This is a genomic window from Celerinatantimonas diazotrophica (assembly GCF_004339545.1).
GTDB classification, from domain to species: domain Bacteria; phylum Pseudomonadota; class Gammaproteobacteria; order Enterobacterales; family Celerinatantimonadaceae; genus Celerinatantimonas; species Celerinatantimonas diazotrophica.
Genome location: NZ_SMGD01000011.1, coordinates 50,427 through 73,013, shown reverse-complemented (window position 1 = coordinate 73,013; position 22,587 = coordinate 50,427). Strand labels below are relative to the sequence as shown.

Here is a 22,587-nt window from a genome sequence, read left to right as displayed (position 1 = left end):
AATGGTCAGCATTGCATGTAGAATCAGCGGGTCAGATTTGTTAGTGCATAATGACATGAGCCAATATGGAAAAACCGAGTTTAGTTATAGAGGTGATATGAGAGAATATGGAATTTATTCTATATAGTTCAACCAGTTCAGAGCGTTCACGATGTGTTGAATGGGCATTAAATTACAAAAATATTGATTATCAGCGCATTGAAATTGAACCTGATGAGCAGATGTCGAGCTATTTGCGAATCAATCCTTTTGCGTCTTTACCTACCCTTGGCGCTGATGGCTTTTATATTAAGGAGCCATTAGCCATTTTAGAGTATCTAGAAGAGGTTTTTCCATCAAAGCCCCTACTGGGGCGAAATGTGTTTGATAGAACCTATATTCGTCAGATTTGTGAATATGTCATCACCACAATTCAGGCCCCTATGCGGCGTTCTGTCATAAAAATGCTTTACGAAGATATGAGTGAAGAGCAATTGGTTGAATATCGCCGCAACTGGGTGTCTGAATGTTTGGTCAAGCTTAAATCACAATTATGCAATCAGTCTGATTTTATGGTGAGTTATTATTTTTCTCTTGCTGATATATTTTTAGCTGTGACGTATCAACAAGGGCAGTTGTTGGGGATCAACCCCTTACCATTTTATGAGCGCCATCAGCAATGGCTGGATCAAATCCCTCGTATTAGCTCCTCTGAACCTACTAAGTTAGCTAGGTAATAGGTCGATTCGGATCAGTGTCAATTGGCCCACTTTCCTATTTTCTGAAAAGGTGACTTATAGTCAATTTGACCCTATAGTGTGAATTTTTAATTCACAGGCTTTCTATGCAAATCAAATCTATCAGTGCGCAGCAGACTTTAGCCATTCGCCATCAAGTTTTATGGCCTGAACAAAGCATTGAATTTTGCTGTTTGGACGATGATCTTGAAGGGATGCACTATGGTGCGTTTGAAGAGAGTAAGCTGGTTTGTGTCGCTTCGGTTTTTATCCATAATAATGCCGCCAGATTACGCAAGTTTGCTACGCTTGAACCGTTTCAGAAACAGGGGATTGGCAGCGCCATGCTAAGACATATGATTGCTGATTTGCAAGCCCAACAGGTGAGTACTTTTTGGTGTGATGCGCGCCAAAGTGCGCAGGCCTTTTATGCCAAGTTTGGATTTAAGGCAGAGGGTAAGCTTTTTTATAAACAGGACATCGCTTATTCTCGTATGTCATTAGCTCTTAGCTGATTCATTATACCTGAAGTTAAAGGGACTCATTATCTATTGCGCGTAAAGTAAACTCATTTCCCACTCATTCAGTGGTCAATATTGTGGCCGCTGTTACCAATATCGAAGCTGAACCGATGGCAATGTTTAAGAGCTGCGAGTTCTTAAGATACAAAACGGTTTGTTTATAGCAATGTGTAATCGAGTTGGTAGAGAAGGGCCAATGGGTTTAGTGGCAAATCATGACTGGTTGATCCTGATAGTCAAGTGGGGCTCAAGGCTGATGAATTAATAACAGCCTCTTGATGCACAGCTTGATATAACCAAGGTCGGGTGCAGTTAACGAAACCGTCCCTCTTTGGCGTTGCGCTGCCCTGATATGAATCAGCAATAGGTGTTGATTCCTCCTCAAGGTTGCATCTTGAGCCATTTCAGCTGATGATAGGTCGGTTCTGATGTGGATGAAGTGGAAAAAGATGACGGTTCCGGCGAAAAAAAGTCTTTATAAATTACTCGAAGAACGGGTAATTGCAGGTGAAAAAAAAGCGGATATTTATGCTCCGTTTGCCCGAATGCCAGAGGCGAAACGAGTGGCTCGCATTCTAGCTCAAATTCCAACGCCGCAACGGCGTGCTCAATTTAAACGGTTAAACCAAATTTTGATGGTAGTGATTGCGGTGTTGGCACTGATTAAGGCTCTTTCTGTCTTTTTGTACGTGCACCAAAATGCCATGCCCTATGGCGGGTTATACATTTTAATGGCACCCATTCTAAATATCGTTTTAATTTGGGTTATAGGTAAATACCGTGGAATTGGTTATTTGTTGATTGTGTTATTAGGGATCACTGCTTTGTCTAATGTGATTCAGAGCTTTGCACTGCAATTTTCTGGTTTAGGTTCGTTTATCAATGTGATTAATTTGTTTGGCGTGATAGCTTCTATGGCGTTGTCCCTGATTTTATTAAAGAATTTATTACCTCAAACAAACTTCCTTCTTGCACCCAAAAAGGATGCTCAAGGAAATCCAACGTTCGAAGAGTAACTTATTCATTCACTGGGCGTTGTTGCAAGTGTTGCATCACTTGTGCTAATAAGGCAATGCCCGGTTCAATTGCCTCTGGGGCAATCGCATGAAATCCTAACCGAAAGTAATTCGATGGGGCCTCATCTTCAAGAAAATAATTTCGCCCCGGTTCTATTAAAATACTCTTATGGGCCGCCCGCCAAGCGAGTGTCTCACAATTGATCTCTTTAGGGGCTTCAATCCAAAAAGCGGTTGCTCTGGTTTGGGTATAGCGGCACGTTGGTAGATATTTATCGAGTGCATTTTTGAGGAGACTCCATCGATAAGCTGAATTTTCTCGATAGTGGCGTAAAAAGCTTTCGTAATATCCCTGAGAGAGGAAGTATGCGAGTTGGTATTGGATGTAAGTCGGTGGGTGGCGATAGTTCAACCGTCGTAAGGCTCTCAGTTCATCGATTAGCTCAGCGGGTGCCACAATGTATCCTAGGCGTAAGCCGGGAGAGAACGCTTTTGACAAACTGCTCATATAGATCACCCGACCACTTTGGTCATGGGCTTTGAGTGCAGGGCGAGGGTGTTGTTCGATATTGGTGTCTGAGTCAAAATCATCTTCTAAAATAATTTGGTCGTGTTCAATTGCGTGTTGTAATAACTGCTGGCGACGTGCATTGCTCATGCATACTCCGGTTGGGGCTTGATGACTCGGAGTGACATAAAAATACTCACATTGATTTGAAAATTCATTGAGTTGCATTCCTTGTGAGTCGATAGAATGCGGATAGATACGCTGAGTCTGCAGTTTAAAGGTATTGACGGCTTCAAGATATACGGGAGATTCAACACCAATGGCTGTTTGTTCACTAAATAAGAGTTGGGAGACCAGACTGAGCGCATTTTGCGTTCCCAGAGTGATGAGTATTTCACTGGGTTGAGCAATAATGCCACGTTTGGGCAGAACATGGTTGCGCAGCTGATGAATAAGCTCTGTATCATCTTGATCGATCCGATCTAACAACCAATCATGAGGGCGCATATTGCTGGTAATTTTCCGTGCTGCCTCTCGCCACTTATCCATAGGAAACAGATTGGCATCTGGTTGCCCGTAGATAAACGGGTAGGTAAATTTCATCCAGTTAGATGGTTTATGGATTGTTAAAAACTGGCTTGGGCTATTTTTGAGCAATTTGTCCCAATTCGGTGCACTTAAGTTTTCACAAGTCACTTCAACTGGCGTATCTTGACCGAGATAATCTGGGTCATATTGCGGGGCAATATAATAACCACTACGGGGACGACTGATCAGATAGCCATCTGCACATAGACCTTCATAAACCAGTGAAACCGTATTGCGTGAGATATTTAATTGGTCACTTAAACTGCGACACGACGGTAAGGATTCATCTTTGATAAATCGTCCTGATAATATACTTGTAACAAGAACTTCGCGCAGTTGTTCCTGTAATCCACGGTCTTTATCAAGGCCTGTTTGTAAGCAACATTCGATCATTCCCTGACTCCTTTGCAATATCGCTCTTAGGTCTTTGCAATATTTATGCCTTAACAATTTAATCTGTCCCATTTTTTCCATCTAACTGGCACTATCCTAATGGATGTGATCTCGTTAATAGTGAAAAAGAGCATTTGTGAATGTTTCAAATAACAACTCATTTAAACAACAGTGGTCAATCGCAATTAAAGGTGAAATGAATGGATCTCAAATCAATGAAGCTAATTAAATTATTAGCAACAGCAATGGCTTTAACTCTCATGTGTTATTCTATTGTTGCCAAGGCGGCCGATTTACCAGAAATTGAAAAACGCGGGGTATTAAAAGTTGTTACCGAAGACAACTATGCACCTTTTAATTTTATGAAAAATGGCAAACCAGATGGTTTTCATAAAGATATTTTGATTGAACTTAAAAAATATGCGAAAGGAAAATTTAAAATCCAGCAGAGTATTTTACCTTGGACTGGTTTATTAGCGGCTGTTTCATCAGGTCAGTATGATGTAGCGATTACCGGTGCTTTAATAACGGATGACCGTCTAAAAGCATTAAATTTTGTTGCTCCTGTGGCATCGGCTCAGGATTTTTATGTCAAACGAGCAGGTGATAATCGTATTAAAAGTGTTGCAGACTTAAGTGGTAAAACTTTAGGGATCCAAGCCGGGAGTGCCTTATTAGCGCGTCTGCCTGAGCTTGAAGTGATGCTCAAGAAGACAGGTGGTAAAATTGGCAAAATTGTTCAATATCAATCATATCCTGAAGCTTATGCTGATTTGGCAAATGGCCGTTTAGATTATGTGATTAACGCGGTTATTTCAGTGAACGATTTGGTGAAAAAGCATCCTAATACTTTTGCAAAAGGGCAAGCTGTTTCGGGACATGGTTTCGTTGCTTGGCCAGTTTCTAAGACAAGTCCAAAGTTACTGAACTACTTAAGTGGTTTTGTTAAACATCTAAAAGAAACTGGGAAATTAAAAGAGCTTCAGATTAAGTGGTTTGGTCAGGCCTTTAATAATCTTCCAGATCAACCTATTACAACCGTCAAAGAGTTCCATGAATTAGCAGGAATTAAATAAATGCAGTCAAACTAGCCTTATTATTATGGCTAGTTTGTAATACCACTAATGTGTATTTTTTGAGGGGCGCCATGAATTTTGAAGCTTGGATATTATTACTTAAAGGTGCTTGGACGACATTATGGATATCGGGATTAGCAATTATAATTGGTGTCTCAGCAGGGCTATTGATTGCTTTAATTAGGCAAAAGAAAATCCCTGTTATTGAACAAATTCTCGTTTTTTACATCAGTATTGTTCGTTCGACGCCTTTAATTACACTCGTGTTATTTTTATTCCTCTCCTTACCCGCATTGGGAATTCATTTAGAAAAACACATTGCGGCTATTTTATCACTGGCTATTAACACCGCAGCGTTTAATGCTGAAATTTGGCGCTCTGCTATTCATAATTTTGCCAAGGATCAACGAGAGGCTGCCTTATCGGTAGGGATGACACCATGGATCTTTTTCCGTCATATTATGTTGCCACAAATTGTGACGGTGAGTTTACCTCCACTGGTTAATGAGATGTCTTTTCTTATCAAAGGAAGTCCGGCGATTGCCATTATTGGGCTGGTGGATTTAACTCGTGTGACAAACCGAATTGCCGCCGTAACATATCAACCTCTTTATCCTATTTTAGGCGCAGGATTAATTTATATGGTGATTGTTGGGGTACTGGTCCGTTTACAGTATATAGCCGAACGTCAGGCACATCGCTTAGCGGTGTAGGAGTATCGTGATGAATGAATGGGCTGATATCTGGAAAGCCAGAGATATTTATATCAATGGTTTTTATGAAACACTCTACTTATTTGTTGTTTCGTCCATTTTGGCATTTTTATTAGGATGTGTATTTTTATTTATTTATGAAGGGAAGTGGCGGGTTACTAATCATATTTTGATTGGCTTTGTGAGTATGATGCGGACCCTCCCATTTTTGATTCTGGCGTATTTGATGTATTACGGTCTCCCTCAGTTTGGGATCCGTTTTGATGCGACGACGGCTGGGGTATTAGCGCTTTGGTTTTACCATGGGGCCTATTTTTTTGAGATATTTAGAGGCCAACGGATTGTGATGCCCAAAGGGCTGATTGAAGCGGCTGTGGCACATGGATTTCGCCGGCACCAAGTCTTTATCCATATTATTTTGCCCTATGTGTCGATGAGTTCGTTACCACTGCTGGGCAACCAGCTTATTATCTGTCTGAAAGATACCGCCTTTTTGTGCATTATCACGGTGCAAGAAATTACTGCGGCGGCTAATAGTGTACAGGCTACGTATTTCATACCGCTAAAAGCATTTTTAGTGGCTATCGCATTATATTGGGTAATTGGATTAGTGCTGGAATTTAGTGTGCGCAAATTACGGTTATTCAGTCGAAAAAGAGGATTTACCCATGTCTAATGAAGCTGCGATTCGAGTGACTCGACTATCTAAACAATTTGATGGTGTTGAAGTTCTAAGAGACATTAATTTAGATATAAATAAAGGTGAAGTGGTTAGTATTTTAGGGTCATCTGGATCGGGTAAATCTACCCTTTTACGCTGCATGAACTGGCTTGAAGAGCCCGACCGAGGAAAAATTTACCTCGGTGATGAACGTATTGGCATTGACGAACAAAAAGACCGGCCAATGAGTAACAAGCAATTAGCCCAATTACGTGAACGAATTGGCATGGTCTTTCAAAGTTTTAACTTATGGCCACATCTCAATGTGTTACAAAATGTGGTGGTGTCTTTGGTGCATGTCAAAAAGATTACAAAGGCCAAAGCGCATGAGATAGCGCTCGAACAATTAGAAAAAGTTGGCATGTTGGATAAAAAAGATGTTTATCCTATCACGCTTTCTGGTGGTCAAAAGCAGCGGGTAGCTATTGCCCGCTCTTTGGCGATGAGTCCAGAAGTATTGTTGTTTGACGAGCCGACTTCGGCACTTGATCCTGAGCGTGTCGGCGAAGTTTTAAACGTAATGAAGAAACTCTCAGTGGAAGGTTATACCATGGTGGTGGTGACTCATGAAATGGAATTTGCTCGCATGGTTTCTAATAAAGTTGTGTTTTTAGAACAGGGCAAGTTGATCGAAGAAGCCACACCTGATGATTTTTTTAATCGACCTAAATCAGAGCGTGTACAACGATTTTTAACCACCTTTGGTAATTGATCCTACCCAGCTAAATAGGATTGAACAAAAGTTTATTGATAGGGATTTAATTTCATAAGCAAATGCTGATTGAGAAATAACGACAAAGTTGCAAACCGCTATCATTTTACACTGGCATGCTAGTTTAAAAATGGTGATACTCATGGCTTAATTCTTTGTGGTACAAGTGCTGGAGCCGTGTTGATGTTCGGGATCGAGAATTTATGGTTGTTTGTCCTTTCGGGGCTTTTGCTTAATATGGTACCTGGGCCAGATTCGCTACTTATTGCCGGCCGTGCAGCAGGACAAGGGTTTAAGGCTGGAAGTGCGGCAGCACTGGGTATTGGAAGCGGTACGCTTGTTCATATAACAGCTGCCGCTGTTGGCTTATCTGCTATTTTAGCGACCTCTGCTACTGCTTTTATGGTGGTTAAAGTTCTGGGGGGGATTTATCTGTTGTATATGGCATTTGGGGCATTGAAAGCCAGCTTTAGTGAATCCAGAACAACGACCAAACCATTGCAGCCCAAGTCTTTAAAACAGATCTATATGCAAGGATTTATCACTAATTTATTTAATCCCAAAGTGGCGATATTTTTTCTCTCTTTTATGCCGCAATTTATCAATCAAAGTAGTGATCACAAAGCGTTAGCGTTTTTACTGCTAGGATGCATTTTTAATTTTAATGGAATGATCTGGTGCCATTTTATCGCGTGGAGTTGTTCTTGCGTTGGTCAAAAACTATCGGTCAGTCCGAAAATTAAAAAGTGGTTGAACCGATCAGTCGGCGGATTATTTGGCTTTTTTGGGATTAAATTATTGATGTCGACTCAGCGTTAACCATTGGGTTTAGCATCAGGTTTATGATCGTGGCTATTACCATTTGCAAATACAGTCACACGAAAGCCAAATGTTTTGGCAACGTATGTCAGTACCGTTCATATCTTGAATTCCCAGCATTTTTCACCAGTACAGGTTGCCGCATAGGCTTGTTTAGAATTTGACTTACTTACGTGGCACTCTCGCATGAAAGAACTTCAACTTTGTATCGCTGAAATTGACGGGGTTATTGTTGGTTACAGCGATCTGCCAGCTTATTTTTACAATTCGTAGCTATTCAGAGCGTTGCTTTGAAGGCGTTGCTGATATTGGATGTCATTGTTGAATGCCTTTGAAGTTAGTAGCAATACGTTTTGTGACAGTATCAAATTCGCTCTAAATTAAGGCATGTTCAATGTAAATAGCGCCATCATGGTGCGTAGTGCTTTTTTATGGTTACTCTCATTGTCAAAGATCCCTAGACTATTCCCACACATAATGCGTAATTAATTGATTTTTAAAGTTAATTTTTTTGATAAAAATTTTGGAATAGTCTATGCAAATGTTCAGACAAACCGTGATACAGGTAAGTTTACGTACGCTTGATTTAGGACTCTTTAATGCATCTTGTGCTGTCAGATGTATTAAAACTCAATGTTTTAAACATGAACAATGAGTGGACTAAGTAGCCCTTATTATTTGGCGTTAAGGATTTTTGGGTTAACAAAGGAGATTTAACCATGAAGAGATTGTCTTCAGCGCTAATGTTTAGCTTGCTGGCCGGGACACCTGCGATAGCGCTAGCTGATACTCCGGTTACTGCCGCTGCTGTGCAAAACCACTTGAATTTTGTGTGGACATTGATCGCCGCCTTTTTAGTTTTCATTATGCAAGCTGGTTTTGCATTGGTGGAAATCGGTATGTGCCGAGCAAAAAATGCAGCTAATATTTTGATGAAAAACGTGATGGATTTTTGCATCGGGTCACTTGCGTTTTGGGCAATCGGTTTTGGATTGATGTTTGGTGTTTCCAATGGCGTGTTTGGAACAACTGATTTCTTCTTTAGTGGTGCAGGTGGCGATGGTGGCGCTTGGAACTACGCGTTTTGGATGTTCCAAGTGGTATTTTGTGCTACCGCTGCAACAATTATCTCTGGTGCTGTTGCTGAACGGACTAAATTTAGTGCTTATTTAATCTATTCGGTAGTTGTTTCAGCTGTGATTTATCCTGTCTTTGGCAGCTGGGCTTGGGGAAGTCTCTACCATGGCGGCGGTTGGCTTGAAAGCTTAGGCTTTATCGACTTCGCAGGATCAAGTGTAGTGCATTCGATGGGCGGTTGGTTAGCTTTGGCCGGTGCGATTGTGGTTGGGCCTCGTCTGGGGAAATTTGATAAGAAGGGTAAAGCCAAAGCAATCCCAGGACATAATATTCCGCTGGCTGGTTTAGGTGTTTTCTTGTTGTGGTTTGGTTGGTACGGATTTAACCCGGGTTCGACTACTACAGGGGATACTTCTATAGCGGAAATTGCGGTTACAACAACGCTGGCTGCAGCTGCAGCATCGATTTCATCCATGGGCTATACTTGGATGCGCTATGGCAAGAGCGATGTCGGAATGACCCTTAATGGTGCTTTAGCTGGACTTGTTGCTATTACAGCTGGATGTGCCAATGTTACCCCTCTTTCTGCAGTGATTATTGGTCTAATCGCCGGTGTCGTGGTCGTTGTTTCTGTATTGTTCTTTGATCGCATTAAAATAGATGATCCGGTTGGTGCTGTTTCTGTTCATGGTGTTTGTGGTGCTTGGGGGACTCTGGCAGCAGGCATCTTCGATAAAAGCGGTTTCTCTTGGAGTGTCGTAGGCGTTCAGGCTGTTGGTGTGATTGCTTGTTTCTTATGGGCATTTATCACAGGGCTTATTCTCTTTAAAGTAATCGATGTGGTTATCGGCATGCGGGTTACCAAAGAAGAAGAAATGGCAGGCCTTGATTATTCAGAACATGGTGCTAATTCATATGCTGATTTCCATGTTGTGAACATGTCTTCAGGCACTCATATTAGTAGCTCAACAACAGGTGCTCATGAATCTGTAGCAGGAACAGGGAAACATGCTGATGCTTGATGGTATTGCTAATTGGTGATAGCACAAGAATTCTTGATAAAAGTGCCCGGACATTGTTTCGGGTCTTTTTTATCCATATGTAATAGAAGAAATGGCGTCCCCTGCGAGATTTGAACTCACGTCTAAGACTTAGGAGGTCCTTGTTCTATCCAACTGAACTAAGGGGACGCTGATAAGACTGGGCCTGAGTATACGAATTTATCTGCTTCGAGTGAAGCCCTAGACGGCATAACCGCTTAAGAATTAAACTGTTTGAGAATAAATTTATTAAGATAAAAATCATGATTACAGAAATGAGCGATTTGTTGCAAGTTTTGTGATTCTGAGTGGCCCCATGAATACAGATAACTATTGAGGGATTATGCAATACGATTTTGATGAGATGATTGACCGCGAAAATACCAATAGCGTGAGTGTCGATGGCTGGCGAGCTCGGATATTTAAACGACACCAACACGAGCATTTTCCCTTTGATGATATAGGGTATATTCGTATGTGGGTGGCGGATATGGATTTTGCTACTCCTGAGGTTGTGCTGGATGCAATTCGTGACCGTCTGAATAAAAGAATTTTGGGCTACACACAGGTTTACGAACAAAAGTACTACGACGTGCTGCAAAGTTGGTTTCAACGCCGCTATGGTGTGACAATTGATACTTCAAAAATGGTTTTTTCTCCCGGTGTTGTTCCAGCGCTTAAACAGTTGGTTCCCTTAATCATGAAGGATGATGAGTCGATCCTTATCAGTACCCCCTCGTACACGCCATTTAAAGTTGCAGGAGATTATAATCAGCGACGGGTTCTGTATTCAGCACTGGTTAATCATAATGGCTATTATGAAATGGATTTTGCCGATCTCGAGGCTAAAATAGCGGATCCACAAAATCATATTTCGCTGTTTATTTTATGTAATCCCCACAATCCAACAGGGCGCGTTTGGTCTGAAGAGGAGTTGACTCGGTTAGCCCAGATTTGTGTTAAATATGATATTTGGATCATTGCCGATGAAATTCATTGTGATCTGTTACGCAGTGGTTTGCAGCATCATTCAATGGCAAACATTATGCCTGATTATCAAAAACTTATTCTTTGTACCGCACCAAGTAAAACATTTAACTTAGCCGGAAATCTAGTGTCACATATTTTTATTCGTGATTCGTCAGTGTTGGCTCGCTGGAAAAATCGCTATGCAGATATGCATTCACCGCTGAGTGTCGCAGCTGCACAGGCCGCTTATGAGAAGGGGGAAGATTGGCTTGAAGCGCTTAAGCGCTACCTGGATGATAATCTGGCGTTTATGGCTGAATTTGTCCAAACCAAGCTACCGTTGGCGAAGTTTACGAAACCAGAGGCTACTTATTTGGCTTGGGTTGATTTAACCGCTTATCAACAACGACTTGGCGAAGCTGAAGGCTGGGCATTTTTCTTCGCTAAAAATGCTGGGGTTGTATTAGAAGATGGGCCGATGTTTGTCGACAATGGGCAAGGCTTTGTACGACTTAATATTGCTTGCCCTCGTTCGGTACTTGGTAAGGCCCTTGAGCGCATGGCTGAGGCTTTGATTGATTAACGTTGATTGGCGCGTCATTCATATAATGGCCAACTCATCGATACCTTTGTTAATTTTTCGGTGCAATAGCAATAATACCGCAGATGCAGGGTTGGTTGGTCGCTATGGCTGTTATTTTAAGCTGGCTCATTTTTAATGGCGCAATCTTAATGACATCCCAGCTTGCTAGTTGCACATCTAGTGCAGAACCTTGGACGTGGATTGCGCCAGTCGCTGCTATGATAAAGTAGAGTGTGTCTGCGACTAGAGTTATATCTAGGTATTCGTCTTTTAACCAGCTTACATTCACATCGAAATGTGGGGCATAGATGACATTGAAATCACGCAGAGCACGCCCATGTAGTGTGCAATAAGTGTCAGCTTTACCGGCAAAGGTAAAGGTTTCGAATGCTCTCAGGGACGGGCTGTCATAACCATCGACATTCAGCGTCATACTATCACCGCTTAAGATCGAAATATTGCGTTGATAGTTATCAAACTTAGAAAATGGACCACTTTGGTTGACTTCAGCGATGGATAAGCGCCACAGAAATTCGTCACTGTGATCAGCTTTGGTGAGCTTATCAATTTCGTAGGTATAACCTTGACCGTTTTTCCAAGGCACTTTTAAAAATTCGGTTTGGCGAATGATGGTGTGTTTCAGCATAATTTAAAACCAGTGTTATGGTGTGTTCTTAGCCTACCATCTCTTGGTTATAACGCTAACTATGAATGAAAAACCAGCACAATAATGTGATGGTTTTTCATGGCGGTAGAGATTTAGCTGATGTGTTGGCGCTGATGAGGCGCGTTCAAGTCTATTTCCGGCCCAACGGGGACAATCTGAGTCGGATTAATCATATCGTGGCTTTGATAGTAATGGCCTTTGATATGGTCAAAATGAATAGTCTGGGCAATGCCGTCCATCTGATAGAGTTCACGCAGATATCCAAATAGATTTGGATAATCACTAATTCGGCGAATATTACATTTAAAGTGGCCATAGTAAACGGCATCAAAACGCACCAATGTCGTGAATAACCGCCAGTCAGCCTCAGTTAATGTGTCTCCAAGCAGATAACGATGCGTTGCTAATCGTGCTTCGAGTTGATCAAGCGTCTTAAACAGTGGATAAACCGAATCCTCATATGCTTGCTGAGTAGTCGCAAATCCTGCTTTATAAACACCGTTGTTGACGGTGTCGTAGATCTGGTTGTTTAATTTATCAATTTCACCACGAAGCGCTTGTGGATAATAATCACCAGCTTTGGCACCGACTTCATCAAAGGCACTATTGAACATGCGTATAATATCCGCTGATTCATTAGAGACGATGGTTTGACGTTCGCTATCCCAAAGAACAGGTACAGTGACTCGGCCGCTGTAATTGGGATCAGCTTTTAAATAAAGCTGGTAGAGGTAATCAAGACCATAGAGTTTATCGCCAGTGACATCCGTGCCTGGTGCGAAAGTCCAGCCATGCTCTGCCATAAACCAGTTGACCACGGATACATCAATCAGCTCGTTAAGCCCCTTAAGCTGACGAAAGATCATGGTCCGATTAGCCCAAGGACAGGCATGAGAAATATACAGATGGTAACGACCAGCTTGCGCTTTAAACCCGTTAACTCCGCTGGGACCGGCACTACCATCGGGGGTGACCCAGTTTCTAAATTGTGCTTCACTGCGTTTGAATTGACCTTGGTTTTCAGCTGTGTTGTACCATTGGTCATGCCATTGACCATTGATTAAACGTCCCATAAAACCTCCTAGAGTGGCTTAAAAGCGATTAGCGCGAAAGTCTTCAAATGCTTGATAAACTTCTTCTCGAGTATTCATCACAAAAGGCCCACCCCATGCGATTGGTTCACGAAGTGGTTTGCCAGTAATGACCAGCACACGTGAATCGGTTTTTGCCTGAAGTGTTAATTGACTGCCTTCGCTTAAAACTCCTAATTGATAGGCTTTGACTTGATGCTCGCTGCCAACCACAGTGACATCGCCACTAATTGTGTAAACAAATCCCACATGCTCAACCGGGATGGGTAAGCTGACTGATTTTTCCGCAACTAATGAAATGTCAAAATAACTAGCCTGGGTCTGCTCTGTTTGAATCGGACCTTGGGTCCCTTTCGCGCTTTGGCCCGCGATCACTCGAATAATGTTGCCATTTTCATCAATGTCGCAGGGGATTTCGTCACTGCTGTGTTCCTGATAGTGTGGCTGACTCATTTTGTCTTTGGCGGGTAGATTAACCCACAATTGAAATCCTTTGAGTAAGCCTTCTTTTTGCTCAGGCATTTCTGAGTGAACAACGCCTCGTCCGGCGGTCATCCACTGTATGCCACCTTCTTCAATAACGCCTTCATGGCCTTGATTGTCTTTGTGCCGCATTCGGCCATTAAGAATATAGGTGACTGTCTCAAATCCACGATGGGGGTGACTTGGAAAACCCGCCAGATAATCATCAGGTTGATCCGATTCGAAGCAATCTAACAGTAAAAATGGGTCGAGGTGATCAAGTTGTCCGGTTCCAATCATTCGAGTTAACTTTACGCCCGCGCCATCGCTAGTGGGTTGGCCGGGAACCACTTTAGTAATTGTGCGTTCTTGACTCATGATATTCCTCAAATGTGGTTTTGATTTACTAAGAGCTTAACTATAATCTTTTTTGCAATAAACAGTCTTTTTTGGAAATCATTGTTGCTAAAAAAAGAACAATGATAGGAGGCAGCATGGGCCAGATTGAACAAATGAAGATTTTTGTGCGGGTAGTTGAATCCGGATCGATAAGTGAAGCTGCCAGACAGCTGAATATGGCCAAATCGATGGTGAGCCGACAGTTATCTGAATTAGAAAAGGATTTAGGGATTGTACTGGCTAAACGAACCACGCGACGAATAACCCTTACAGATGTTGGACGCCATTATTATCAGCAAAGTTTGGGAATCATCGATGAAGTGGAACGACTCAATCAGCAAACGCGTCAAGATGGTTCACAAATCGCAGGACCACTGCATGTTGCAGCTCCAGTGAGTTTTGGAACACTGCATCTGTCTGCAGCAGTGAGCGCTTTTGTGAAAAAATATCCTAATATTCAACTGCATCTAAGTTTATCCGATAGTCAGCATCATTTGGTTGAAGAAGGGATAGATGTTGCTTTGCGAATTGCTCAGCTGGAGGACTCAAGTCTTAAAGCACGCTATTTAACCCCGATCCGTTTTATGTTGGTGGCAAGCCCAGATTATTTAAGTCAGCATGGTCCGATGAATACTCCTGAGGATTTAGCTGGAAAAGATATTCTGCATTATAGCTTTCAGCAAAGTACCCGCTGGCATCTGTATCAAGGTGAACGTAGTGAAACGGTTGACTATCAGGCCATGTTTAGTGCTGACAATGGGGAAATTTTGCGAGATTTGGCGATTGCCGGACAAGGTGTGACGATGTTGCCGACTTTTATTTGCTGGCAAGCCATTGTAACCGGCCAACTGGTGAATATTTTAAGTGATTATCAACCTGCCAGTCTTGATGCCTGGCTAGTCTATCCCAATATGCGCTATCAGTCTCGTCGCGCTAGAGTGTTTATGGATTTTTTACTGGAGCGATTTTCGAATAATCCATATTGGGATCAGGCGCTTCGCCATTCTAGGGACTGTTGACCTTTGGTGGTTGAATTTTGTTCAAATTAAACGCATTTTGAACGCGGCGCCCCCTGCGTCGCTTAATGAGTGAAGCAAGCAGGGGGTAACAAAGTTCAGGATGCGTTTAAATGAACCCCAAGGGCAGTATCTGAGAGGAATTTATCCAGCGTTAAACGTTCTTTGTGGAGAATAACGACACGGCACAACGTTTGCCTTGCCTAAATCCCTCACAGATTTCTGCAAAACTAATCACAAAAGGTCAACAGTCCCTAGTAATTAGTGAATAAGATTCTGGAGGTTAGATTAACTATGATTGTGCTCTCCAGTGATACCTAAAAAATTCAGTATGTTGACGCAAAGAGTGAATCATTTTCTCATCGATTTGCCATTACTCGCATACATTTTTGAGGTACGTTATAAGACAAATTTCCTGAATGTAGGGAAATGATTATACTCAGTTCTATTGACAATTTAAGCGAATGAGGGATGTATGGGGCGAACGAAGATTCCACGGAAAATATGCGGACGAGCTGCCAATAGCTGTTTTAAGCCCAATGGCGTGCCGATGGCTCAGTTGGCCCAACAGATTTTAGCTGCCGACGAATTTGAAGCGATGCGTTTGGTTGACTGGCAAGGGTTGCAGCAGCAAGAGGCCGCGAGTGAGATGAATATTTCGCGGCAAACATTGGCGAACCTTGTCAAAGCTGCGCGCTTTAAGGTTACCGACTGTTTGTTACATGGCAAAGCACTGATGATTGATCAGCATCATAAAGATCCACCTTTGTTGCTTTAAGTGAGCTATTTTATTTGGCATATGCCAAATAACTCCTTAATATTTAGCATATGCTAAATATTAAGGACGAAAGATGAAAATTGCATTTCCATTTCAAAAAGACAAAGTAGCGAATCACTTTTCTAAAGCGGAGGCATTTTGTTGTTGGGATCTTGAGGTGCCCGGACAGCGTATTGAGTTTGCCAATCCTTCAACTGATGAAGGCTGTGCGGGGCACCAACTCATTGTGCAGAGAATGGTGGATTTTGGCGTCTCGAACATTATTGTTCGTCAAATTGGTCAGCGTATGTTGTCGCGTTTACTAAGTGCATCTATTCGTGTTTGGCAATTAAAAGGCCCGCTATCGGTGGATGATATTGACTTGTATCAGCAGAACTGGGCACAAGTGGCCACTGAGTTGACAGAAGCGGAACAAGGTCGAGAATCAGTTAATTTCACGAAAAAACATTCACAATGTGCAAGCCAATGTCAGACCGAGAAGAAGTGCTGCGAAACCGGTCACCATCAAGGTCGTGGGCATTGCCACTGTTCCCATCACCATTAGGAACAATGTTGTGGATGCTATTAAATCCCACCGGAACTGTATCGCATGTTCAGAGCATCATTTAATTCCTTCACTGGCGTTGCATTTTGATTGGCTGGATAAGCTGAGGATGCATAGCCGCTTTTTTATCAAATCAGACTATCAAGGCTATGAGGGGTTATTACATGGTGGTGTTGCGAGTACGTTACTTGATGCGATAATGACGCACCATCTGTTGGCGCGCAACATCATGGCTCTGACCGGTTCTCTTAAGCTTCGTTTCCATCAACGTGTTGAGGTGAATCAGTGGGTTGATTTGTATGCCCGAGAGCAGTCTTTTCGCCATGGTGTATATAGTATGCGTGCAACATTACTATTGGCTAATCATGACTTAGCCATTGAAGCAACAGCTCATTTCATGCCAGTGGCCGAAGCAACTATTAAATAAGAGTAAGATAGATAAGTCAGGAAGTTTTAAACTAGATTAGAAATGGTGGAGGGGGACGGATTCGAACCATCGAAGCTTGCGCGGCAGATTTACAGTCTGCTCCCTTTGGCCACTCGGGAACCCCTCCACAAGTGCGAAGCGCATATTATCTGGGTGGGCGATCTTTGTAAATGCTCTCTTTAAAAAAATGACTGATTTTTTGTTTATTTGCGTAAAATATACTCATTTGCAATGCTTTTTAGTTGGCATAACTGAAGTTTTCAACATATTTGCCGTTAACAACAACAGATTCTGTTTTGTTGTGAGGCGCTATGCTTGCCAATTCGATTCGCCAATCGGTTTATTGCGATGAATTACAGCTGGGAAGTTGTTTAAATCATTGTATTGAATCGGGGCATCAGGCAACATTTAGTTTATGGTTAAGTTTGTTAAGCCCGGATGTCTGTGATCAGCCACAGTTCGATTTTGTGCCTGAGTCGTCTGAGCAAGCAGCAATTAATTGGCGAGTTTATTTTCAACTGGATAGTGGACAGTCACTGTATGCGAATGACAAAGAGTGGGCATCAGAGATAAAGCGTAAGGATTACGTTCAGAATGGCTCGTTGGTTGCGCTGCATTTGGATAAAGCACTTAAACAGCCGTCATTTTGTTATGAGAAGCCTCCTCATATAGATCTTGAAGTGATCAACAACTTATCGTTATTAGCACAGCTCAAATATCGTCAACGCCATCAGAGTGATGAGAGCGTTGCGCACCAAGATGATGTAGAACAGATAAAACCCGCAGCGATGGTTCATGTGTTAGAAGGTTTCGATTATTCTAAACCACTCACACTCGCTACGGCTTAATCTTCAGTACTAACTTAACGAAATACGACCGTACGGTTCCCGGTCACAAACACGCGTTCTTCAGTTACAAATCTAAGAGCGCGGCTCAGTACATATTTTTCAACATCACGCCCCGCACTAGCCATTCGTTCAGCACTGTAGGTATGATCCGTATGGATAACATCCTGTTCAATGATGGGACCTTCGTCTAAATTATTGGTGACAAAATGTGCTGTTGCACCAATCATCTTGACGCCTCGGTCAAATGCTTGCTGATAAGGCCGGGCACCAATAAATGCTGGTAAGAATGAATGATGAATGTTGATGATGCGATGTGGGTAAGCAGCAACCAGTTCAGGAGTTAAGATCCGCATATATTTAGCAAGCACGACGTAGTCTGGTTGATAGTGAGCTATTTGCTCCTGGATGAATTTTTCGTGTTCACTGCGAGAGAGCCCTTCATGACTAATCAAGTGAAAGGGGATCGAAAATTTCTCCGTTAGATTTTGCAATGTGTCGTAGTTACCAATGACCGCTGCAATTTCAACGTTCAGATCGCCATAAGATGCTTTCATCAGAATATCACCCAGACAATGGGCTTCTTTGGTTACGAGTATCACAATTCGTTTGCGACCATTATCAACCAACCGATATTGTCCACCTGCGGGGAGATGCGCCTTTAGTTCACTTTCAAATGCGTCGTCATCAAGCTCTCCGGCGAGTTCGGTTCGCATGAAAAATCGGTTGTGACTATCATCAACAAATTCATTATTTTTTATAATGTTGAGATGATGTTGGGAACAAAGTCCGGTAATTCTTGCGATTAACCCTTTTTCATCGGGGCAGTCGGTTAACAAAATTTTATGTTGCATAGTGCTCTCAGTTATAAATTATGTTCGTTGGTGCTCATTAGCTTGTTTTGCGGCTGAGACAACATTGCTTGAATTTTCTTCCACTTTGACAAGGGCATGGATCATTCCGGCCAATCGCTTTGGGATTCATTTCTCCTGTTGTATAAAACCAGCGTTCATCTTGTTTGATAAATTCAGACCGCTCATGCAAACATACGCGTGTATCGCTGTTCTGATACCAAGCTTTAAATTCGACAACACCAAAGTGCTCATCGGGAGAAATGGCTTGGAAAATTATCTTCAGCTTTATCCATGTCACATCTTGCTGACTTAACTGCTCAATCGTTAATCCTTGGCGATAGTCAGGGTGGTGAGTTTGATAAAGATACTCCCCTAATCCTAATACGAAGGCACTATAACGAGAGCGCATCAAAGCCGCAGGCGTTGGCGCGACTAGTTCTGCTTGATGATAACGCTGGCAGCATTGTTCATAAGTCAAGCCACTGTGGCAGTAACAGGTTTGCATGGTTTTCACTAGGCCAGTATTTAAGGGGGGTTAATGTAGCGTTTTGAGCTATAAATTCAACTATGATTATAACTGACATTACTTATTTTTATGAAAACAAAAGGATATAGATCGCATCTATTGGTCAAAAAATTGTCAATTTATCAGTAGAAGGTTACCATGCATTATAGTTGTTGCGTCTGTTTGGACTGTTATAAGTTAAAACAGACTCTCTATAAATAGGAGGTTATTGTGTCTATATCACGAACCATCCAATTGCCCGATGGAGCTGAAATTCCTGCCTTGGGGCAGGGAACTTGGTGGATGGGCGACGATGCTGATTTACGTCATCAAGAAATAGAAGCCTTACGCCGTGGTGTTGAGCTTGGATTAACCGTTATTGATTCGGCCGAGATGTATGGGGATGGCAAGTCGGAAGCACTTGTTGGTGAAGCGATTGCGGGTTGCCGGGAATCGGTATTTCTAGTCTCGAAGTTTTTACCAAATCATGCTGCGGGCAAAGAATTACAGCAAAGTTTAGAGCAGTCACTACAACGATTAAATACTGATTACCTAGATCTCTATTTATTACATTGGCGTGGACATACACCTCTGCAGCAAACGGTGCAAGATCTTGAGCAATTGTGCGCTGAAGGTGTTATAAAACGCTGGGGGGTTTCTAATTTTGATGTTTGCGATATGCAAGAACTGTTGGCCTGTGAAGGTGGTGAGAACTGTCAAGTGAATCAGGTTTTGTACCATCTTGGCTCCCGTGGGGTCGAGTTTGATCTCAAACCTTTTCTAGTTGAGCATCATATCCCTCTTATTGCTTATTCACCATTGGCTCAGGCTGGGCGACTTCGTGAAGAAGTATTGGCCAGTGATACATTGCGTCAAGTGGCCGATGAGCATGATGCAGATCCGTTTCAAATTATGTTAGCGTGGAGCATCCGTGATCATCATACGTTAGCGATTCCTAAATCAGCTAATGTGGTCCATGTTGAACGGAATGCTAAAGCAGGCCTGATTGAGCTTAGCGAGACTCAACTACAAATGCTAGATCAGGCTTTTATGCCACCTAGTCATAAGATGCCATTAGATATAATTTAGTTGGAATTTCTTAATCATAGCGTAATAATCAAATATATCGCAGATGGTTAGTCGGAGTGAATTAGACTTGTTTAATCGTATAAGGGGTCATGGACGAAACTAGTATATGGGTGCATCTGACCCTTGAGTCAACGCTCTCTCGCATTGTTGCAATTATTTACACACTACTGATTTTTTCGGTAGTGTTTCGTGTCATCATGCGACGTCGTGAGATTGGCTTTTCCTTAGCATGGCTTGCTTTGATTATGGGCATTCCTCTTGCCGGCGTTATTCTATATGGCTTGTTCGGCGAGCTAAAGTTAGGTAGTCGCCGTGCCGAGCAAAGTCGACTGATGTATCGGCCTTATAAGTCATGGTTAAAATCTAATACCTATCAAAGCGATACTCAAGCATCGATACTCGCAGCCCCCATTGCGAACTTGGTTCGCGTGCGAACAGGGATGCCGTTTCAAAGTGGTAATCGCATTGGGCTTTTAAGTGAGACGTCACAAATTATCAGCCAGCTCATAAAAGATATTCAGCATGCCAAAGAAGAGTGCTTGTTTGAGTTTTACATCTGGTCCAATGGCGGGATGGTGGATCAGGTCAATGAAGCATTATTAGCGGCGGTGGCCCGTGGCGTGGATTGTCGAATTTTGCTTGATTCGGTCGGCAGTCGAGAATTTATGCACAGCGATTGGGCTAAACGGCTTCGTGAAGGCGGGGTTCATATTGTTGAAGTTCTACCCGTTGGCACGTTACGGTTACTATTCCAACGGCAGGATTTACGTATGCATCGTAAAATGGTCGTGATTGATCGCCAAATCGGTTACACCGGTTCGATGAATATGGTTGATCCGCGTTACTTTAAACAAGAGTCGGGGGTTGGACAGTGGGTGGATGTGATGACTCGATTGCGAGGCCCGACAGTTGACTCAATGTGGATCACTTTTAATTGGGATTGGGAGCTTGAAACGGGCGAACGGTTACTTCAGCCCGTGAGTACCGTCTATCTACCACAAACGCAGGGCAGCCGTTCTCAGTTAATTCCATCAGGCCCAAAATTTAGCGATGATATGATCCCGCAGATTTTGTTGCAGGCGATTTATAATGCGCGTTCTAGTATCTGTTTAACCACACCTTATTTTGTTCCTGAAGAAAGCTTAGCTGGTGCATTAAAGTCGGTTGCTCAACGGGGTGTAAAAGTCGATATTATTTTGCCAGAGCAGAACGATTCAAAAATGGTTAAATATGCCAGTCGGGTGTTTATGGAAGAACTGATGAATGCTGGCGTCGAAATTCATCAGTTTAAGGGCGGATTGCTCCATACCAAAAGTGTTTTGGTTGATAAAAAAATGGTGTTGATTGGCACTGTGAACCTTGATAGACGTAGTTTTTGGTTGAACTTTGAGGTGACGTTATTAGTGGATGATAGTCAATTTGCCAAGCAGGTTGTTGCCTTGCAAAGCAGTTATCGAGAGCGCTCAAGCCAGATCGTTCTAAATCATTGGCGCAGTCGTCCATTAAAAGAACGATTACTAGAAAACCTCTTTTATCTACTTAGCCCGCTATTATAGATATGATAATGTCAGTAAGGACATCTAACATACTAAATTGTTATCAAAGGCAAGTAATGTTAGGCTCTTATCTGAACCTGGCCTTGAAACTTATGGGTTGATGATTAATTTAATAACATATATAGGAAAACATATGAAACAGGGAGCTGGGCTAATTAGCGCATGTTTGGTCTGTTTTGGATTGCTTAGCGGTTGTAGCTCACAAACGGCTACAAAGACTGATTCGGTTAAGCAACCCACAAGTGATGAAGCGATGGAGCAATGTTGGCAACAGGTCGCAGCACGTTCTGAACTGGCTAGCTGTTTACAAAAAGTGCTCTCTAAAGCTGGCGCAGAGGCTGATAAAGCAGAGAAAAAAGCGGCTCGACAGTCTCATACATTGGATATGACAACCAGTGCAGATATTAAAGCGCAGCGGAATTTCCTAGCCGCAAAGCGGAGTTTTCATCAGTTCAGAGAGCGTTTCTGTCGCTGGCATGAGTCAATGACTGTCGGTGGTGGTAGCGGCGCTGGAGATAGCTATCGAGCTTGCTATGTTGAAACCACTCGTTGGTGGACGGCTTTGCTGAATCGTCAGACTAATTCGGATTAATAAAAATAATGTATAAAACGGCAGTTTATGCTGCCGTTCAATTGTGCTTATTCGTTTAAGTACTACCGCTATCCCCGTCTATATGTCACTTAGAAAATCAATCTATAGATACACCACTGTTAATTAGATATAGCTATTGTTCCGTTTGGATGATAGAGATGAGTATGACCAAGCTCATTGATTTAAATTAATCTTCGGTATGCCATAACCTCTATTCAGGTAGCCAAATTCACTATGCTACCAATAATGGCGGATGTATTGCTCGTATTAAGGGCTTTATTACTGCGCTTTGCTTTGTAACTATCTTTTT

General features: G+C 42.4%; 24 protein-coding genes and 2 tRNA genes. 18 read left to right on the top strand and 8 right to left on the bottom strand.

Going from position 1 to position 22,587, the window contains the following annotated elements; all coding sequences use genetic code 11:
* Window positions 1-107: 107 nt before the first annotated feature.
* The 3 genes from EV690_RS03405 (at window position 108) to EV690_RS03395 (ending at window position 2,253) form a co-directional block, all read left to right on the top strand.
* Entirely contained in the window at window positions 108-716 is a 609-nt protein-coding gene (locus EV690_RS03405; protein ID WP_131911538.1) for a glutathione S-transferase family protein, read from the top strand.
* A gap of 107 nt (window positions 717-823) precedes the next feature.
* A complete protein-coding gene (locus EV690_RS03400) occupies window positions 824-1,231 on the top strand; it encodes a GNAT family N-acetyltransferase (RefSeq protein WP_131911537.1) in 408 nt (135 codons plus the stop codon).
* A gap of 440 nt (window positions 1,232-1,671) precedes the next feature.
* Window positions 1,672-2,253, top strand: a complete 582-nt coding sequence (locus EV690_RS03395) for a hypothetical protein (RefSeq protein ID WP_131911536.1) — start codon at window positions 1,672-1,674, stop codon at window positions 2,251-2,253.
* 1 nt (window position 2,254) lies between these two features.
* On the opposite strand, the gene pdxR is transcribed toward EV690_RS03395, so the two are convergent.
* Window positions 2,255-3,742, bottom strand: coding sequence for a MocR-like pyridoxine biosynthesis transcription factor PdxR (gene pdxR / locus EV690_RS03390; RefSeq protein WP_131911535.1), 1,488 nt, complete (start codon window positions 3,740-3,742; stop codon window positions 2,255-2,257).
* 215 nt (window positions 3,743-3,957) lie between these two features.
* Here pdxR and EV690_RS03385 point away from each other — a divergent pair, with 215 nt between their 5' ends.
* The 6 genes from EV690_RS03385 (at window position 3,958) to EV690_RS03360 (ending at window position 9,882) form a co-directional block, all read left to right on the top strand.
* Window positions 3,958-4,818 carry a transporter substrate-binding domain-containing protein gene (locus EV690_RS03385; protein ID WP_131912114.1) on the top strand — a complete coding sequence of 287 codons (861 nt, stop codon included), beginning with the start codon at window positions 3,958-3,960 and terminating at the stop codon, window positions 4,816-4,818.
* Window positions 4,819-4,889: 71 nt separating this feature from the next.
* Window positions 4,890-5,531: an amino acid ABC transporter permease gene (locus tag EV690_RS03380; RefSeq protein ID WP_131911534.1), complete on the top strand. Its 642-nt coding sequence runs from the start codon at window positions 4,890-4,892 to the stop codon at window positions 5,529-5,531.
* Between the two features lie 10 nt (window positions 5,532-5,541).
* A complete protein-coding gene (locus tag EV690_RS03375) occupies window positions 5,542-6,207 on the top strand; it encodes an amino acid ABC transporter permease (protein ID WP_131911533.1) in 666 nt (221 codons plus the stop codon).
* The gene (locus tag EV690_RS03370) at window positions 6,200-6,964 is read left to right on the top strand and encodes an amino acid ABC transporter ATP-binding protein (protein WP_131911532.1); all 765 of its coding nucleotides are present in this window, start codon (window positions 6,200-6,202) and stop codon (window positions 6,962-6,964) included. Before EV690_RS03375 ends, EV690_RS03370 begins: the two co-directional genes overlap by 8 nt.
* A 183-nt stretch (window positions 6,965-7,147) precedes the next feature.
* Window positions 7,148-7,783, top strand: a complete 636-nt coding sequence (locus EV690_RS03365) for a LysE family translocator (RefSeq protein WP_131911531.1) — start codon at window positions 7,148-7,150, stop codon at window positions 7,781-7,783.
* A 719-nt stretch (window positions 7,784-8,502) separates the two neighbouring features.
* Window positions 8,503-9,882 carry an ammonium transporter gene (locus EV690_RS03360; RefSeq protein WP_131911530.1) on the top strand — a complete coding sequence of 460 codons (1,380 nt, stop codon included), beginning with the start codon at window positions 8,503-8,505 and terminating at the stop codon, window positions 9,880-9,882.
* A gap of 92 nt (window positions 9,883-9,974) precedes the next feature.
* Here EV690_RS03360 and EV690_RS03355 read toward each other — a convergent pair.
* Window positions 9,975-10,050: transfer RNA gene (locus EV690_RS03355), tRNA-Arg, on the bottom strand.
* Between the two features lie 193 nt (window positions 10,051-10,243).
* On the opposite strand from EV690_RS03355, the gene EV690_RS03350 reads away from it, so the two are divergent.
* Complete coding sequence (locus tag EV690_RS03350) at window positions 10,244-11,452, top strand: MalY/PatB family protein (RefSeq protein ID WP_131911529.1); 1,209 nt, start codon at window positions 10,244-10,246, stop codon at window positions 11,450-11,452.
* Between the two features lie 49 nt (window positions 11,453-11,501).
* On the opposite strand, the gene EV690_RS03345 is transcribed toward EV690_RS03350, so the two are convergent.
* The 3 genes from EV690_RS03345 to EV690_RS03335 form a co-directional block, all read right to left on the bottom strand.
* Complete coding sequence (locus EV690_RS03345; RefSeq protein ID WP_131911528.1) at window positions 11,502-12,098, bottom strand: HutD/Ves family protein; 597 nt, start codon at window positions 12,096-12,098, stop codon at window positions 11,502-11,504.
* 113 nt (window positions 12,099-12,211) lie between these two features.
* Window positions 12,212-13,192, bottom strand: a complete 981-nt coding sequence (locus EV690_RS03340) for a glutathione S-transferase family protein (RefSeq protein ID WP_131911527.1) — start codon at window positions 13,190-13,192, stop codon at window positions 12,212-12,214.
* Between the two features lie 18 nt (window positions 13,193-13,210).
* On the bottom strand, window positions 13,211-14,050 hold the full coding sequence (locus tag EV690_RS03335) for a pirin family protein (protein WP_131911526.1): 840 nt from the start codon (window positions 14,048-14,050) through the stop codon (window positions 13,211-13,213).
* Window positions 14,051-14,166: 116 nt separating this feature from the next.
* On the opposite strand from EV690_RS03335, the gene EV690_RS03330 reads away from it, so the two are divergent.
* The 4 genes from EV690_RS03330 (at window position 14,167) to EV690_RS03315 (ending at window position 16,836) form a co-directional block, all read left to right on the top strand.
* Window positions 14,167-15,090 carry a LysR family transcriptional regulator gene (locus EV690_RS03330; RefSeq protein ID WP_131911525.1) on the top strand — a complete coding sequence of 308 codons (924 nt, stop codon included), beginning with the start codon at window positions 14,167-14,169 and terminating at the stop codon, window positions 15,088-15,090.
* A 472-nt stretch (window positions 15,091-15,562) separates the two neighbouring features.
* Window positions 15,563-15,865: a DUF134 domain-containing protein gene (locus EV690_RS03325; RefSeq protein ID WP_131911524.1), complete on the top strand. Its 303-nt coding sequence runs from the start codon at window positions 15,563-15,565 to the stop codon at window positions 15,863-15,865.
* A gap of 73 nt (window positions 15,866-15,938) precedes the next feature.
* The gene (locus EV690_RS03320; RefSeq protein WP_131911523.1) at window positions 15,939-16,409 is read left to right on the top strand and encodes a NifB/NifX family molybdenum-iron cluster-binding protein; all 471 of its coding nucleotides are present in this window, start codon (window positions 15,939-15,941) and stop codon (window positions 16,407-16,409) included.
* Window positions 16,410-16,419: 10 nt separating this feature from the next.
* Window positions 16,420-16,836, top strand: a complete 417-nt coding sequence (locus tag EV690_RS03315; protein ID WP_131911522.1) for a PaaI family thioesterase — start codon at window positions 16,420-16,422, stop codon at window positions 16,834-16,836.
* Between the two features lie 43 nt (window positions 16,837-16,879).
* Here the strand turns inward: EV690_RS03315 and EV690_RS03310 are convergent.
* A tRNA-Tyr gene (locus EV690_RS03310) sits at window positions 16,880-16,963 on the bottom strand.
* A gap of 184 nt (window positions 16,964-17,147) precedes the next feature.
* Between EV690_RS03310 and EV690_RS03305 the strand changes: the two genes are divergently transcribed.
* Complete coding sequence (locus EV690_RS03305) at window positions 17,148-17,684, top strand: VC2046/SO_2500 family protein (RefSeq protein WP_131911521.1); 537 nt, start codon at window positions 17,148-17,150, stop codon at window positions 17,682-17,684.
* Between the two features lie 14 nt (window positions 17,685-17,698).
* Here EV690_RS03305 and purU read toward each other — a convergent pair whose 3' ends face one another.
* Window positions 17,699-18,535: a formyltetrahydrofolate deformylase gene (gene purU / locus EV690_RS03300; RefSeq protein ID WP_131911520.1), complete on the bottom strand. Its 837-nt coding sequence runs from the start codon at window positions 18,533-18,535 to the stop codon at window positions 17,699-17,701.
* A gap of 37 nt (window positions 18,536-18,572) precedes the next feature.
* Entirely contained in the window at window positions 18,573-19,040 is a 468-nt protein-coding gene (locus EV690_RS03295) for a YchJ family protein (RefSeq protein ID WP_131911519.1), read from the bottom strand.
* A gap of 231 nt (window positions 19,041-19,271) precedes the next feature.
* Here EV690_RS03295 and EV690_RS03290 point away from each other — a divergent pair, with 231 nt between their 5' ends.
* The 3 genes from EV690_RS03290 to EV690_RS03280 all read left to right on the top strand — a co-directional run bounded on the left by EV690_RS03290 (window position 19,272) and on the right by EV690_RS03280 (window position 22,277).
* Entirely contained in the window at window positions 19,272-20,129 is an 858-nt protein-coding gene (locus tag EV690_RS03290; protein WP_131911518.1) for an aldo/keto reductase, read from the top strand.
* 89 nt (window positions 20,130-20,218) lie between these two features.
* Window positions 20,219-21,685 (top strand): cardiolipin synthase, encoded by a 1,467-nt coding sequence (gene cls, locus EV690_RS03285; protein WP_131911517.1) that lies wholly within the window; start codon window positions 20,219-20,221, stop codon window positions 21,683-21,685.
* Window positions 21,686-21,818: 133 nt separating this feature from the next.
* The gene (locus EV690_RS03280) at window positions 21,819-22,277 is read left to right on the top strand and encodes a lysozyme inhibitor LprI family protein (RefSeq protein WP_165872649.1); all 459 of its coding nucleotides are present in this window, start codon (window positions 21,819-21,821) and stop codon (window positions 22,275-22,277) included.
* Window positions 22,278-22,587: the final 310 nt, after the last annotated feature.

What these genes read in the sequence shown, in the direction of transcription:
- EV690_RS03405 (WP_131911538.1), top strand. Translation starts at nt 108, where the DNA reads ATGGAATTTATTCTATATAGTTCAACCAGTTCAGAGCGTTCACGATGT.
- EV690_RS03400 (WP_131911537.1), top strand. Translation starts at nt 824, where the DNA reads ATGCAAATCAAATCTATCAGTGCGCAGCAGACTTTAGCCATTCGCCAT.
- EV690_RS03395 (WP_131911536.1), top strand. Translation starts at nt 1,672, where the DNA reads ATGAAGTGGAAAAAGATGACGGTTCCGGCGAAAAAAAGTCTTTATAAA.
- pdxR (WP_131911535.1), bottom strand. Translation starts at nt 3,742, where the DNA reads ATGATCGAATGTTGCTTACAAACAGGCCTTGATAAAGACCGTGGATTA.
- EV690_RS03385 (WP_131912114.1), top strand. Translation starts at nt 3,958, where the DNA reads ATGAAGCTAATTAAATTATTAGCAACAGCAATGGCTTTAACTCTCATG.
- EV690_RS03380 (WP_131911534.1), top strand. Translation starts at nt 4,890, where the DNA reads ATGAATTTTGAAGCTTGGATATTATTACTTAAAGGTGCTTGGACGACA.
- EV690_RS03375 (WP_131911533.1), top strand. Translation starts at nt 5,542, where the DNA reads ATGAATGAATGGGCTGATATCTGGAAAGCCAGAGATATTTATATCAAT.
- EV690_RS03370 (WP_131911532.1), top strand. Translation starts at nt 6,200, where the DNA reads ATGTCTAATGAAGCTGCGATTCGAGTGACTCGACTATCTAAACAATTT.
- EV690_RS03365 (WP_131911531.1), top strand. Translation starts at nt 7,148, where the DNA reads ATGTTCGGGATCGAGAATTTATGGTTGTTTGTCCTTTCGGGGCTTTTG.
- EV690_RS03360 (WP_131911530.1), top strand. Translation starts at nt 8,503, where the DNA reads ATGAAGAGATTGTCTTCAGCGCTAATGTTTAGCTTGCTGGCCGGGACA.
- EV690_RS03350 (WP_131911529.1), top strand. Translation starts at nt 10,244, where the DNA reads ATGCAATACGATTTTGATGAGATGATTGACCGCGAAAATACCAATAGC.
- EV690_RS03345 (WP_131911528.1), bottom strand. Translation starts at nt 12,098, where the DNA reads ATGCTGAAACACACCATCATTCGCCAAACCGAATTTTTAAAAGTGCCT.
- EV690_RS03340 (WP_131911527.1), bottom strand. Translation starts at nt 13,192, where the DNA reads ATGGGACGTTTAATCAATGGTCAATGGCATGACCAATGGTACAACACA.
- EV690_RS03335 (WP_131911526.1), bottom strand. Translation starts at nt 14,050, where the DNA reads ATGAGTCAAGAACGCACAATTACTAAAGTGGTTCCCGGCCAACCCACT.
- EV690_RS03330 (WP_131911525.1), top strand. Translation starts at nt 14,167, where the DNA reads ATGGGCCAGATTGAACAAATGAAGATTTTTGTGCGGGTAGTTGAATCC.
- EV690_RS03325 (WP_131911524.1), top strand. Translation starts at nt 15,563, where the DNA reads ATGGGGCGAACGAAGATTCCACGGAAAATATGCGGACGAGCTGCCAAT.
- EV690_RS03320 (WP_131911523.1), top strand. Translation starts at nt 15,939, where the DNA reads ATGAAAATTGCATTTCCATTTCAAAAAGACAAAGTAGCGAATCACTTT.
- EV690_RS03305 (WP_131911521.1), top strand. Translation starts at nt 17,148, where the DNA reads ATGCTTGCCAATTCGATTCGCCAATCGGTTTATTGCGATGAATTACAG.
- purU (WP_131911520.1), bottom strand. Translation starts at nt 18,535, where the DNA reads ATGCAACATAAAATTTTGTTAACCGACTGCCCCGATGAAAAAGGGTTA.
- EV690_RS03295 (WP_131911519.1), bottom strand. Translation starts at nt 19,040, where the DNA reads ATGCAAACCTGTTACTGCCACAGTGGCTTGACTTATGAACAATGCTGC.
- cls (WP_131911517.1), top strand. Translation starts at nt 20,219, where the DNA reads ATGGACGAAACTAGTATATGGGTGCATCTGACCCTTGAGTCAACGCTC.
- EV690_RS03280 (WP_165872649.1), top strand. Translation starts at nt 21,819, where the DNA reads ATGAAACAGGGAGCTGGGCTAATTAGCGCATGTTTGGTCTGTTTTGGA.